Source organism: Fulvivirga sp. (assembly GCF_040218215.1).
In the GTDB taxonomy this organism is placed as follows: Bacteria; Bacteroidota; Bacteroidia; order Cytophagales; family Cyclobacteriaceae; genus Fulvivirga.
The window spans coordinates 12,648-26,470 of sequence record NZ_JAVJQL010000022.1 but is presented as its reverse complement, the minus strand read 5'-3'; the positions used below and the strand labels follow the sequence as shown (position 1 = coordinate 26,470).

Below are 13,823 nucleotides of genomic sequence, written 5' to 3'. Positions count from 1 at the left end.
ACACCAACTACTTTTCTTTCGTTTTTCTTTGGTTCTTAGTTAGCCAAAGAATAGCGATGTGCGATTCTTATTGCCTACACGACACACGACACTCCACACCACACCTCCTATAATCGTCCTAATAGCGCCTAAAGCCGCCATAATTTCACATCATCTTCGATAATCGAGGATGACATTTGCGCAGATGTCCATTACCAATTTCATAATAGAAAAACGTCATGGACGAGATTTTAAAACGATTAAAAATCATTGAAGAACATGTATTAGAACAAAATCTAATCTTGAAAGAAGTCCTCAATTTTAATGAGGCAGCTAAGTATCTGGAGCTTTCGCATTCACATTTGTACAAGCTCACCAGTGCCGGGAGCATTCCATTCTATAAACCCAACGGCAAAAAACTCTACTTCAACAGAGCAGAGTTAAATGAATGGTTATTGCGTAACCGAAACAGTACCAATGACGAGGTAGAGCAGCAAGCAGCTGATTACCTTATTAAAAAAGGGAGGGTCAAGCTATGAGCGAGCTAATAGACATGATCCTCCGACTTTCGGACGACATTAAAATTGTGAAAGCCTATTTGCAGCACTTAGGCAAAAACAAAGTGGATCAATTCAGAGAAAACTGGATTGACGGACAGGATGTAATGCAAGCATTACATATCAGTAAAAGAACCTTGCAATCCCTTCGGGATAGCGGGGTTCTTCCCTACTCACGCATCAATGGGAAATTCTACTACAAGGTTGAAGACATTGAGACGCTACTAGAAAGCAACTATTCAGGAAAAAAGTCAGAAAGGAGGAGTCATGGAAATCACTAAAAAAGACCTCCTTGATAAAACGCACTACGGCCTGAAAATCTATGCATTCATTCTCAAGGAATTTTACCCTAATGAAACCGTGGTTTCGCTTTCAGGGCGAAAATGTAAGCCCGCCAAGAATCCATTCACCAATCATTCTGTGACATTGATGCTTGAAGAAGTTGATCAGGTATTTCTCTTTCAAGATTCGCAAGACGAATCTTTCAAAGGTGATCCTTTTGACTTTGCCGCCAAATACTTCAACGTATCAGGTGATGAGCTGCTGAACTTACTTAATAAAGAAATGCACCTCAACATTGGCGTGAACCCATGGCACAAGGAGAATGATTTGAAAATTGAGGTAGTAACTGAAGAACCTAGACCAAAGCTCATACTTCCTAAATTCAGTTACTTCAAAGCGCCTGTCACCAATACAGTTCCAGAGAAAGAGGTCTCCATCATTGATGTTTACCACCTCATTAAATATGAGTTTAAGGAACAAACCGAAACGCTTAGAAACATTTCTGAAAAGAAAGAAGCAAGAGCATACAAGGCAGCAAACTTTGATTATGTCACCTTTTCGGGAGTATTCACGAAACGTAGTGATGCTGAATTGGTAAAGCACTCCGGCTATCTGGCCATAGACTTTGATCATGTGTCTGATCTTCCAGGTCTATCGGACAATCTGTTGAATGACGAGTACTTCGATACAGAAATCCTTTTCACTTCGCCATCTGGCGATGGCTTGAAGTGGATTATAGCCATAGATATTACCGAGAACTCACATAGAGACTGGTTTATGGCCATAAAACGATACATCAAGGAAACATATCAATTAGAGGTGGATAATGCAGGCAAGGACGTTTCCCGTGCCTGTTTCCTCCCTCACTACAGCAATATTTATTTACATCCTAAATACCACAACTGATGACAAAGAAGACATTCAATGTGCAGGAGTGGTTAGCAACTCCAGAGCAACAACATACAGAGACAAAACGAGCCGATTCATACAGCAGCACAAATACTCCGGATAAATACACCGAAGTATTGGGGCTTATTGAAGCTATAGAGTTATCCCGTGCTGATCTTACATCCTCTTACGAGGATTGGAGAAACATTGGATTCGCTTTAGCGGATGAATTTGGCGAGAACGGAAGAGAGCTATTTCATAGAGTAAGTAGTTTTTACCCTGACTATTCACAAACCATTTGCAACAAGCAATTTGACAATTGTCTTAAAGCCAATGGATCAGGAGTAAATGTTAACACGCTGTTCTATTTAGCAAAACAAGCAGGTATCAGCATTTCAAAAACGGAATCATTTCAGCCTCGTGCCTCCACTTCAAAAGCTGAGTTGCCAGTGGCCGATGAAGTGAAGAAGCTGCCCACGCTACCGGACTCGATATTTCCTCAACTTCCTGATTTCCTGAAAAAAATCGTTGAAGTATCGGAAACCAATGAAGAACGTGATTTGCTCCTACTTGGATCAATGGTAACATTAAGTGCTGCCTTTCCAAAACTTTACGGTATCTATCACAACAAGAAGGTTTTTGCAAACCTCTTTCTATTTGTTTCTGCTCAAGCCTCTGCTGGTAAGGGAAGGCTAAACCATTGTAGGAAATTGGTGAAACCAATTCACGACAGTTTGAAGGAACAAAGCAAGATAGCCAGGCAGCAGTATGAGCTGGATATGGCAGAATACCATGCCAATAAGAAAAAGCAGCCCGATCTGGAAAAGCCTGATGAACCACCCTTTAAGTTACTATTCATTCCTGCCAATAGTAGTGCTGCTGGAGCCTTTCAACTCTTGAATGAAAATGAAGGACGAGGATTGATATTTGAGACAGAGGGCGACACATTGGCCAATACCTTTAAAAGTGATTTTGGAAACTACTCAGACGGTTTCAGAAAGTCCTTTCATCACGAAACGATCACTTACTATCGTAAGACAGATCGTGAATTGGTTGATCTGGACAGCCCTTGCCTCTCCACAGTCTTATCTGGCACACCAAGTCAGGTGTTAAATCTTATTCCTAGTGCTGAAGACGGCTTATTCAGCCGATTCATGTTTTACTACATGAATATGCAACACGGATGGCTCAATGTTTTTGCTTCCAATACCCCCACTGGATTAGATGACTATTTCTATGAATTAGGTAAGGAGTTCTATGGTCTTTATCAGGCGTTGCAAGCATCGCCCGATATGCAATTCGTTTTAACCAAAGATCAGGAGGCAGCATTCAATCAATTCTTTTCCAAGTGCTTTCAGCACTATTTCAATTTGAAGGGAGAAGAATACATTGGCACCATCAGGCGTTTGGGCTTGATTACTTTTCGTGTCACCATGATTCTCTCAGCCATTCGATTAATGGATAGCGGTGAAATACCCACCAAAATAATTTGTGAGGAACAGGATTTCAAAACTGCTTTATCCATTGCTGAAACTTTGATAGTCCATGCAAGTCACATCTTCAATCAATTACCGAACGGTGAAACGCCTATGCGGAAATTGAATAAACGTGAACGCTTCTATGAAACGCTTCCAGATGAGTTCAATAGACAAACCTATGTGGACATAGCTCAGCAAATTGGTGTCAAGGACAAAACGGCACAGGGCTACATTACCAATTTTGTGAAAGGTGGGCTATTGCATCGTGATGAAAAAGATGCCTATACCAAACCGAACACACAATCTCGCAATGATACTCCAACAGGAGATTGAGGATTGCTAGGATTTGTCGGAAACCAGGGATAAATATCCTTGGTTTCCTGCATTTCCTTAGCTCCTGAAATTCCTCAATTTCAGTAAGTGTTATTTTCTTGTTTTTTCCTTTCTTATTCTTATCTTTAGACAATATTTGTCAAGTCAATCAATAGCAAATGAATTACCTGGGTACAAGGCTAAGAGAATTGAGAGAAGAACAAGGTTTATTGCTAAGGCAATTGGCCGCACAGCTCGAAATAGATACCGCTTTGTTAAGCAAGATTGAGCGTGGTGACAGACGGGCACAGCGTGAGCTGGTTCCTAATATTTCGAGCATACTCAAAGTCAAGGAAGATGAATTGATAGTGCTTTGGTTGGCTGACAAATTAGAAGATGTAATTGAAAACGAGCCTTTGGCTGACAAAGCACTCGATTTTATAAAAAAGGAAACGAAATAAATCGCAATTGAATGGCAGTAAAAAAATCGCAGTTATACAGCGCACTTTGGGAAGGATGTAATGCTTTGCGGGCATCCGGGGGCATGGATTATGCCCAATTCAAGGACTATGTGCTTACCATGCTGTTCATCAAATACGTCTCGGATAAATACGCTGGCAAGGATGGTCTGATCACAATTCCAGAAGGAGCCACATTTGAAGACATGGTAGCCCTCAAAGGGCAAAAAGATATTGGCGATAAAATCAACAAGCAGATCATTCGTCCCATCTTTCGAGAAAATGGATTAGAAGGCTCTGTGGAGTTGGTCGACTTCAATGATGACGACAAGCTCGGAAGCGATAAAGAAAAGGTTGACCTCCTCGATGGACTCATAAGAATATTCGAAAACCCATCACTCAACTTCAAAAACAACCGTGCAGAAGATGATGACATCCTTGGGGATGCCTACGAATTTTTAATGCGACACTTCGCCTCTGAATCAGGGAAAAGCAAAGGCAACTTCTACACACCTGCCGAGGTGTCCAGAGTACTGGCAAAAATCATTGAGATCGAGAAAGCAGAAACCTCTGACTTCTCAGTCTATGACCCTACTTGTGGTTCAGCCTCTTTGCTCCTGAAGGTCGCTATGGAAGCAGACCGCCACCTTTCGCTCTACGGTCAGGAAAAGGAAAATTCTGTAAAGAGTCTCGCAGTGATGAACATGTGGATGCATGGCTATGAAGATGCCATTATCAAAAAAGGAAACACCATTGCACGACCGGATCATAAAGAGAAAAACGGTTCGCTGAAACGCTTTGACCGTGTAGTAGCCAATCCACCATTTTCAGTAAAGAACTGGAGTCAGGGAATCACTCCATTAGATGATGAGTTCAAACGATTCATTCACTACGGAGTGCCACCAGATAAAAACGGGGATTATGCTTTCTTGCTGCACATCATTGCTTCGCTAAAAGGAACAGGCAAGGCAGCAGTCATCTTGCCGCATGGCGTGCTCTTCCGAGGAAATGCCGAGGCTGACATTCGTCAAAACCTCATCGAAAGAAAATACATTAAAGGCATCATTGGCTTGCCTCCCAACATGTTTTACGGCACGGGTATTCCTGCCTGCATCATTGTCATTGACAAAGAAAACACCGATACCCGAAAGGGCATCTTTATGATTGATGCCAGCAAAGGCTACCTGAAAGACGGCAACAAAAACCGCCTGAGAGAGCAGGACATTCACAAGATTGTAGATGTATTCAATGCCGAGCGCAAAGTAGATAAATACGCCCGTTTTGTGCCTATTGAGGAGATTATTGGTAATGAGTATAACCTCAATTTACCCCGCTACATCGACACACAGGAAGATGAGGATATTCAGGATTTGGATGCACACATCAATGGCGGCATACCAAGCCGTGATGTAGAAGGCATGAATACCTATTGGGAAGTTTACCCAAGTCTCAGAAATGAATTATTTGAAGAAACCAGACCCGGCTACAATGCCCTAAAGACAGACAGTTTAGCCATCAAAGAGGCCATCTTTAGCCATCAAGAGTTTAAGGCATACCGCACAGAGATGGACAAGCTATTTGCAAGCTGGAAAGCTGAAAATACGCCCACGCTCAAAGGCATCCATGAAGATACCTCTCCTAAAAAACTCATTCACGAGATTGCTGAAAACCTACTCAACGAATACACGGGCAAAGCCCTTGTAGATCGCTATGACATGTACCAGCACTTGATGGACTATTGGCTGGACATCATGAAAGATGATACTTACATGATCATTGAAGATGGTTGGGTGGCCAAGCTCCACATTGTGAAGCAGACCAAAAAGGAAACCATTTACGATTGTGACCTGGTGCCTAAATACTTGGTCGTAAACCGCTACTTCCCTGAAGACCTCAAAGCCATTCAGGCACAAGAAGCAGACAAGGAAAGTAAAGAGAATGACTTCACCACCCTACTGGAAGACAATACAGGTGAAGAAGCCATTTTTGAAGAAATAGAAAATGGGAAAATCTCTAAAGCCGACCTCAACGAAAAGCTGGAAGAATACCAGGATCTGGCATTTGCAGCCCACTTCAATGTACCTTACTTAGACTATCAGTCTTCTGTGGAGGCTCTGGAACAATGCATCACCGACATACGGGAAATGCTGGAAGGTGACCTATGGGGTACCTTCTTCGAGAAACTCACCAATGCCAAAGGCAAGTTGGTGAAGGGCAACATTCAGGATCGGGTGCTCGACCTTAAAAAGCAAATTGAAGTTTCTGATTTACCTCCACAATATAAAGCCAAGGCAGAGGGTATATCCAAAACCTTTGAAAGGGCGGATTGGGAAACAGGTGTACAACATGCCTGGTTTGAAGAATTGGATGTGCATTACCGATACCTTTCCTTATTGATTAATCAAACCAGCTTGCGAAAAGAAGTCAAACAGCATAGAGAGGCACTACTCGTAAAGCTCAAAGGCATCATGGCTACAGCGAGTGACTACATTCCTGAAATCAAAACCATTGAAAGGCTGATCGCTTTGCAGGAAGAAATCAGCCAACTGGCTACCAAGATTAAAGAAGCGTACAAGGCACTGGAAGAAAAGACTATTCGCAAATACGGAGAGCTGACGGAAGAAGAAGTACAAACCTTGGTGGTGGATGACAAATGGATGACTACCCTGAGTACCAACATACAGGCGGAGATCGATGAAATCTCACAACGCCTTACAGGCAGGATTAAAGAACTGGCAGAGCGCTACGAAAGCACCTTGGGGGCTTTAGGTGAATCGGTTACCGATTATGAAACCAAGGTCAATAACCATCTACTAAATATGGGCGTGGAATGGAACTGAAAGAGGCCACATATAAAAGCACTGAAATTGGATTGATCCCTGAGGACTGGTCTGATGTGCGTATAGGGGAAATCCTAAAAATTAAACATGGGAAAAGTCAAAAAGAGGTTGAAAGCTCCAATGGTGCATATCCAATTTATGGAACAGGTGGATTAATGGGTTATGCCACAGATTTTCTTTATGATAAAGAATCCGTTCTAATTGGCAGAAAAGGCACTATTGACAAACCAAGGTATTTAGATACTCCATTCTGGACAGTTGATACTTTGTTTTATAGTGAAATCAAAGAAGGAGTAGTGGCAAAGCTTATTTACTACAATTTCCTAATGATTGATTGGTATTCGCACAATGAAGCATCAGGGGTTCCAAGTTTAAATGGTTCTAAAATTGAAAAAATAAGAATCCCTCTTCCCCCAACTCAAGAAGAACAACAAGCCATTGCCAATGCCCTTAGTGATGTAGATACCCTCGTCTCCAAACTGGATAAACTCATTGCCAAAAAGAAAGCCATCAAGCAAGGAGCCATGCAGCGCCTACTCAAGTCTCCCGCACAAGGTGGCCAGCGTTTACCCGACTTTGAGGGAGAATGGAAAGAAGTCAAGCTAGGCGATATTGGTGACTGCATTATAGGGCTTACTTACAGTCCAAGTAACGTTAAAGATAGCGGCACCTTAGTCCTCAGGTCTTCTAATATCCAGAACATGAGACTCGCTTTAGAAGATAATGTTTATGTACAAATGGACATTCCCCAAAAGCTAATAACCCAAGTAGGCGATATTCTTATTTGCGTTCGAAATGGGAGCAGAAATTTGATCGGAAAGTGTATTCGAATTGATGAGAGAGTAGCTGGACAATCATTTGGGGCTTTCATGTCAATTTATCGAACTAAGTATTCAGAATACATTTCTCAAGCATTCCAAAGTGAAATTATTCAAAAGCAAATAGAAGCCAATCTTGGTGCTACAATCAACCAGATTACTAATAAGACACTCAACTCTTTTGTGATTTCTATTCCAACGGATGAAAAGGAAATTAAGGCTATTGGCTCTATTCTTTCTGACATGGATAAAGAAATTGAGAAACTTGAAGCTAATAAATCAAAATACCTCCACATCAAGCAGGGCATGATGCAGGAGCTTTTAACAGGAAAAACCCGATTAGTATGAGCAAAGAAATCGGCAAAAAAGAACGACCAACCCAAAACCGAATAGTCAAACTATTCAAGGAAGAATTGGGCTATACCTACTTAGGTGATTGGCAGGAAGAAACTCGCACACTTCCCATTGAGGAAGATCGCTTGTTTCGTTTTCTCACTGACAAACAAGGCTACTCAACCATACTGGCTAAGAAGGCCATTGAAAAACTGGTGCTTACCGCCTCAGACCTTTCCGAAGGACTCTACAACTCCAACAAGAAAATATACCGCTTACTGCGCTATGGCGTTACCGTCAAAGAGGAAATAGGCAAACTCAATGAGACTGTTTGGCTCATCAACTGGACAGAGCGAGAAATGAATGACTTTGCCATTGCCGAAGAAGTAACGGTAAGAGGCAAGAACACCAAGCGACCTGATATTGTCATCTATGTGAATGGCATTGCTTTAGGCGTATTGGAATTAAAGCGCAGTAAAGTAGGTATTGAAGAAGGCATCCGTCAAAACCTCGATAACCAAAAGCCTGAGTTTATCCAGAAGTTTTACTCTTCCATGCAGTTTGTAATGGCGGGTAATGATACCGAAGGCTTGCGCTACGGAACCATAGAAACACCCGAAAAGTATTATCTGGCATGGAAGGAAGATTGCGACAAAGAATTTGACTATTCAGTAGATCGCCAGCTCTATCTGCTTTGCAACAAAGAGCGTTTCCTTACCATCATTCATGACTTTGTGGTGTTTGACAAAGGCACCAAAAAGCTTTCTCGCCCCAATCAGTTCTTTGGTATTACAGCAGCGCAGCAACATGTGCGAGACAAGGCAGGCGGTATCTTGTGGCATACACAAGGCAGTGGCAAAAGCCTTATGATGGTAATGCTCGCCAAGTGGATTCATGAAAACGTAACCGACAGTCGTGTCCTCATCATTACCGACCGTGACGAGCTGGACAAACAGATTGAAGGCAAGTTCATTGATAATGAAGAAAAGATATACCGTACCAAAAGTGGCAAAGACCTGCTTGACAAACTCAATGTAAAAGACCATTGGCTGATCTGTAGCCTTGTGCACAAGTTTGGCCGTCAGGCAGAGGCATCCGATGAAGACTTTGATAAATACATTGAAGAACTAAAGAAAAGCCTCTCCAACGATTTCAAAGCCAAAGGCGACATTTATGTCTTTGTAGATGAATGTCACCGCACCCAATCAGGCAAGCTCCATGAAGCCATGAATCTCATCCTACCGGATGCCTTATTTATCGGTTTTACGGGTACGCCCTTACTTAAAAAAGATAAGCAGAAAAGCATTGAAGTTTTTGGTCCATACATTGGCAATCCATACAAGTTTGATGAGGCGGTAGAAGATGGTGTGGTATTGGACTTATTGTATGAAGCCCGTGATGTAGAGCAATTCATCACTGACCAGCAAAGCATAGATGATTGGTTTGATGCCGAAACCAAAGGCATGAATGATCTGGCTAAGATCGAACTCAAAAAGAAATGGGGAACCATGCAGAAAGTGCTCGGTTCCAAATCGAGGTTAGAAAAAATCGTTTTTGATATAGTCAAAGACTTCAAGATCAAGCCCCGTCTGTCCAGTGGTGAAGGAAATGCCATGTTGGTATCGGGTAGCATCTACCAGGCATGTAAGTACTATGAACTATTCCAAAATTCAGGATTTAAGGAATGTGCCATCATTACCTCTTATGAACCATCGGTAAAGGACATCAAAGGAGAAGAAACGGGTGAAGGCGCACCTACTGATAAACTCATGCAATATGAGGTGTATCAGAAAATGCTCAATGGCAAAAGTCCAGAGGAGTTTGAGGAGGAAGTAAAGGCCACCTTCATCAAAGAGCCAGCCCGACTAAAACTCTTGATCGTTGTAGATAAGCTCCTAACAGGCTTTGACGCACCATCGGCCACTTACCTCTACATCGACAAAAACATGCAGGATCATGGCTTATTTCAAGCCATTTGTAGGGTAAACCGTATAGATACAGATGATAAAGATTATGGTTATGTAGTGGATTACAAGGACTTGTTTGACAGCCTCAAGAAATCAATTAAAGACTACACCTCAACAGCATTTGACGACTTTGATTTGGATGATGTCAATGGGCTGTTATCTGACCGATATGAGAAAAGTAGAGAGCGGTTAGATGATGCCTTAGATGCAGTTCGAGCCTTATGTGAGCCCGTACACCCAAAAGACGAACCGAATTTCATTCGCTTCTTCTGTGGCAATACAGAAAACAAAGACGACCTGAAAGACACAGAGCAAAAGCGCTTAACGCTTTATAAACTCACCGTTTCGCTTATTCGTGCCTATGCCAACCTTGCCAACGAAATGCACAAGGCAGGTTACTCCAAAGTAGAAGCCGATAAGATCAAGCAGGAAGTAGACTTCTATGCCAACCTAAGAGAAACCATCAAAGTAGCTAGTGGTGACAAGGTAGATTTGAAACGCTTCGAGCCGGGCATGCGCCAATTAATGGACATGTATTTGGCAGCCAATCCTAGCCGTAAAATATCAGACTTTGAAAATGAAAGTTTGGTGGATCTGATTGTAAAAGTGAGTGAGCCGGAAGAACCATATGGCAACAAAGGCAAAAAGAAAGAAGAAGCCATTGCAGAAACCATAGAGAACAACATCCGAAAGGTCATCATTGAAGAACAACCCACTAACCCAAAATTCTTTGAGAAGATGTCCGAATTGCTGGATGAACTGATAGAGCAGCGTAAGCGTGAGGCAATGGCTTATGAAGCCTACCTTAAAAAGATCAAAGAACTGGCTGGCAAGATTGACAACCCATCCACAACTAATGATTATCCTACTACACTCACCACCAAAGCAAAAAGAGCCCTTTTTGACAATTTGGACAATGATGTGGTAATGGCATTAGCCTTGGATAATCTAATCCAAAGTAGCAAGTTGGATGATTGGCGTGATGGTGGAATACGAGAGAAGAAGCTAATGCTTGCCGTGAAAAGCCTGATCAAAGACCAGGCAAAAACAGATGAACTGATGAAAATAATCAAGGCACAAGATGAGTACTAGCACCGAGCAATTACATATCGCCAACCTTGATATTGATGTGATACGAAAAGACATCAAGAACATGCACCTTGCGGTGTACCCACCTACCGGAAGGATTCGCCTGGCGGCTCCCTCCCGTACAGATGATGAAGTCATTCGTTTGTTTGCCATTTCCAAACTCTCATGGATCAAACGCCACATCAAAAACTTCAAAGCGCAAGCTAGAGAAACACCAAGAGACTTTGTGTCTGGTGAGAGTCACTACTTTGAAGGCAGACGCTACCTCATCAATGTGATTGAGCATGAAGGACGTAATAAGGTTGAACTCAAAAATCACAAGGAGATCAATCTGTATGTGAAACCAGATAGCACTCCTGCGCAAAGAGCTAAAGTGTTTAAAGAATGGTATCGAAAAGAACTCAAAGCACAGATTCCTGAAATCATAGAGAAATGGGAAAAAGTATTGGGTGTTAAAGCCAATGAATGGGGCGTAAAGCACATGCGTACGAAATGGGGCACTTGCAACACCGATGAGAAAAGAATTTGGATCAATCTTGAATTAGCTAAGAAACCGAAGAATTGCCTGGAGTACATCATTGTGCATGAGTTGGTGCATCTACTAGAAAGAAGCCACAACGACCACTTCATCGCTTTGATGAACAAGTATATGCCCAAGTGGAGGGCACACCGAGATGAATTAAATAGACTTCCTGTATCACATACAGATTGGGGGTATTGAATAAAAATCTATGATGTATAAAATGAATATATAAAAAGCGAGAACACAATGCCGAATCTGTCTTTCAACATATTGACCTTTGATCATCCTGAACCCAACAAGGACTTCTTCTTTGTCACTGAAAAGCAAGAAGGCTTTTTTCCGTTGCGCAATTTCAGGCTTCCTGCAAACGTCTCTGAGATTTTAGGCATTGATGATTTGGAAAAGGAAGTGCCACTTTACACCAATTTTTTAGAAGATGTTGAATCTGACCTGAAGCTCACTGTTTCGCTTGAAGATTCACCAGAGTTTGCCCTTCACTATTACCGAACTCGAATATTCGACTTCTTTATTCAGGAGAAACTAATTGCCAAATTCAACTACATCAATGACATAGAAGTATGGTTGGAAGCTAAAGATGTCACTGATAACGAGACTACCTACTTTCATAAAATTGGTTTGCGGGTACAGTTTGCCAGAGTTTCGGACAAGCCTGAATTGCTCGTCTATTACATTGGCAAATCCAGAATAGTAAATGAAAGCCTTGCCACTCTGGAGAACGAGATTTCAACGACCAACTACAAGAAAGTACTTTATAAGAATCGTGTCTATAGCTACCAAAAAGGCTTACCCGATTATGTCTTGGATGATATGGAGGCAGCTTTCCCAATGGTGAATTACGATCTGATCAATACACTAGAGTTGGAATCTGGATTTGAAAAGGTAGAAAACAGGTACATCCATATCCACAAGTACATCAAAGGGTTCTACATCAAATACCTGAGTACCGAGAAATTCAGAAAGATTATTCCTATCAATGAAGAAGGCTTTTTAAAGGTCAAAGAAGTTCAGCTAGATCACACCAGCCCGGAAAGCAATCTGCTTCAATTTGGAAATGGCGTAGGTGTAGTTCCGAAAAAAGAAATCTGGCGTAAAAAAGCCTTTTTTGGCCAGCCACATAAGAATTTGCATTTCATCTTCATTTACCACAAAGATTCAACAGCTGCCTTTGACAAAGCACTCTCTTATTTCAGTGGAAATGAAGATTTCAAAGGCATTAAAGGCTTTATCAAAGTGCCATTTTACCATGATAAAGTAAACAGTATAATCTATGAAAATCAGGAAAATCCATTGCCGGAAATAGTAGAAAAGCTACGGCCTTTCAAACCTACTGAAAACCTAAAGTATGTAGCTATCTACATCAGTCCGATTACAAAAGAGGAAAAATCAAAGGCATTAAAAGAGATCTATTTCAAGGTCAAGCAACTACTCCTTGAAAGTCAGATAACTTCTCAGGTAATTGAGGAGGAAACCATTTTTCAAAAGGACTTCAAGTGGTCAATGACCAATATTGGATTGGCACTACTGGCCAAATTGGACGGCATTCCCTGGAAATTAAAACCAGAGATGGAAGATGAAATGATTTTTGGAGTGGGCGCATTCATCAATCAAGAGATTGGCGTCCGATTTCTCGGCAACACCTTTTGCTTCTCAAATGATGGGCTATTTAAAGAATTTGAGTGCTATGCTGAGAATGAATTATTCCTATTGGCTGGAAAAATCGAAATGGGTATTCTCAATTTCAAGAAGAGGCATCAAAACAAGAACCCTAAGCGACTGATCATTCATTTCTATAAGACGATGAGTGATAAAGAGCTAAAGCCTATTCTGAAGGCATTGGAAAAGCTTAAAACTCCTATCCCTGTCTTTGTAGTAACCATCAACAAAACGGAATCAGAAGACTATCTGGTCTTTGATGAAAGCTATAGTGACCTGATGCCTGAAAGCGGCACAATCATCAATATAGGTCGTAGTGAGTATTTGCTTTGCAATAACTCCAAGTACAATCTGGAAGACAAAGTAGCTTTGGATGGTTATCACCTTCCGGTAAAGCTCAAGCTATCTTGCTCTAAACCTGAGTTACTTACTGATGAAGTGGCAACAGAGTTAATAGACCAGGTCTATCAATTCAGCAGGATGTACTGGAAAGCTCTAAAGCAGCAAAATCTTCCCGTAACAATCAAATATCCCGAAATGGTGGCACGAATAGCCCCACACTTTGATGGCGGAATAATCCCACTATATGGACGTAAAAACCTTTGGTTTCTCTGAATTAATCAAT

The 13,823-nt window shown here is 41.6% G+C and carries 10 protein-coding genes; all 10 read left to right on the top strand.

Features of this window, described 5'->3' with window-relative positions; all coding sequences use genetic code 11:
• Nucleotides 1–218 precede the first annotated feature (218 nt).
• The 10 genes from RIB54_RS15345 (at nucleotide 219) to RIB54_RS15300 (ending at nucleotide 13,813) form a co-directional block, all read left to right on the top strand.
• Entirely contained in the window at nucleotides 219–518 is a 300-nt protein-coding gene (locus RIB54_RS15345; RefSeq protein WP_350101718.1) for a helix-turn-helix domain-containing protein, read from the top strand.
• Nucleotides 515–817, top strand: a complete 303-nt coding sequence (locus RIB54_RS15340; RefSeq protein ID WP_350101717.1) for a helix-turn-helix domain-containing protein — start codon at nucleotides 515–517, stop codon at nucleotides 815–817. Before RIB54_RS15345 ends, RIB54_RS15340 begins: the two co-directional genes overlap by 4 nt.
• Entirely contained in the window at nucleotides 804–1,724 is a 921-nt protein-coding gene (locus RIB54_RS15335) for a BT4734/BF3469 family protein (RefSeq protein WP_350101716.1), read from the top strand. Before RIB54_RS15340 ends, RIB54_RS15335 begins: the two co-directional genes overlap by 14 nt.
• Nucleotides 1,724–3,517: a DUF3987 domain-containing protein gene (locus RIB54_RS15330; protein ID WP_350101715.1), complete on the top strand. Its 1,794-nt coding sequence runs from the start codon at nucleotides 1,724–1,726 to the stop codon at nucleotides 3,515–3,517. The genes RIB54_RS15335 and RIB54_RS15330 overlap by 1 nt, the downstream gene beginning before the upstream one ends.
• A 158-nt stretch (nucleotides 3,518–3,675) precedes the next feature.
• Entirely contained in the window at nucleotides 3,676–3,957 is a 282-nt protein-coding gene (locus RIB54_RS15325) for a helix-turn-helix domain-containing protein (RefSeq protein WP_350101714.1), read from the top strand.
• 11 nt (nucleotides 3,958–3,968) lie between these two features.
• Nucleotides 3,969–6,794 carry a type I restriction-modification system subunit M gene (locus RIB54_RS15320; RefSeq protein ID WP_350101713.1) on the top strand — a complete coding sequence of 942 codons (2,826 nt, stop codon included), beginning with the start codon at nucleotides 3,969–3,971 and terminating at the stop codon, nucleotides 6,792–6,794.
• The gene (locus RIB54_RS15315; protein WP_350101712.1) at nucleotides 6,785–7,960 is read left to right on the top strand and encodes a restriction endonuclease subunit S; all 1,176 of its coding nucleotides are present in this window, start codon (nucleotides 6,785–6,787) and stop codon (nucleotides 7,958–7,960) included. The genes RIB54_RS15320 and RIB54_RS15315 overlap by 10 nt, the downstream gene beginning before the upstream one ends.
• On the top strand, nucleotides 7,957–11,004 hold the full coding sequence (locus RIB54_RS15310) for a type I restriction endonuclease subunit R (protein ID WP_350101711.1): 3,048 nt from the start codon (nucleotides 7,957–7,959) through the stop codon (nucleotides 11,002–11,004). The genes RIB54_RS15315 and RIB54_RS15310 overlap by 4 nt, the downstream gene beginning before the upstream one ends.
• Nucleotides 10,994–11,722 carry a M48 family metallopeptidase gene (locus tag RIB54_RS15305; RefSeq protein WP_350101710.1) on the top strand — a complete coding sequence of 243 codons (729 nt, stop codon included), beginning with the start codon at nucleotides 10,994–10,996 and terminating at the stop codon, nucleotides 11,720–11,722. The genes RIB54_RS15310 and RIB54_RS15305 overlap by 11 nt, the downstream gene beginning before the upstream one ends.
• A gap of 48 nt (nucleotides 11,723–11,770) precedes the next feature.
• Nucleotides 11,771–13,813 (top strand): Piwi domain-containing protein, encoded by a 2,043-nt coding sequence (locus tag RIB54_RS15300; RefSeq protein ID WP_350101709.1) that lies wholly within the window; start codon nucleotides 11,771–11,773, stop codon nucleotides 13,811–13,813.
• Nucleotides 13,814–13,823 lie beyond the last annotated feature (10 nt).

Excerpts from the sequence above, each read along its gene's own strand:
- RIB54_RS15335 (WP_350101716.1), top strand. The coding sequence starts at position 804 with ATGGAAATCACTAAAAAAGACCTCCTTGATAAAACGCACTACGGCCTG.
- RIB54_RS15340 (WP_350101717.1), top strand. The coding sequence starts at position 515 with ATGAGCGAGCTAATAGACATGATCCTCCGACTTTCGGACGACATTAAA.
- RIB54_RS15315 (WP_350101712.1), top strand. The coding sequence starts at position 6,785 with ATGGAACTGAAAGAGGCCACATATAAAAGCACTGAAATTGGATTGATC.
- RIB54_RS15325 (WP_350101714.1), top strand. The coding sequence starts at position 3,676 with ATGAATTACCTGGGTACAAGGCTAAGAGAATTGAGAGAAGAACAAGGT.
- RIB54_RS15305 (WP_350101710.1), top strand. The coding sequence starts at position 10,994 with ATGAGTACTAGCACCGAGCAATTACATATCGCCAACCTTGATATTGAT.
- RIB54_RS15320 (WP_350101713.1), top strand. The coding sequence starts at position 3,969 with ATGGCAGTAAAAAAATCGCAGTTATACAGCGCACTTTGGGAAGGATGT.
- RIB54_RS15345 (WP_350101718.1), top strand. The coding sequence starts at position 219 with ATGGACGAGATTTTAAAACGATTAAAAATCATTGAAGAACATGTATTA.
- RIB54_RS15310 (WP_350101711.1), top strand. The coding sequence starts at position 7,957 with ATGAGCAAAGAAATCGGCAAAAAAGAACGACCAACCCAAAACCGAATA.
- RIB54_RS15300 (WP_350101709.1), top strand. The coding sequence starts at position 11,771 with ATGCCGAATCTGTCTTTCAACATATTGACCTTTGATCATCCTGAACCC.
- RIB54_RS15330 (WP_350101715.1), top strand. The coding sequence starts at position 1,724 with ATGACAAAGAAGACATTCAATGTGCAGGAGTGGTTAGCAACTCCAGAG.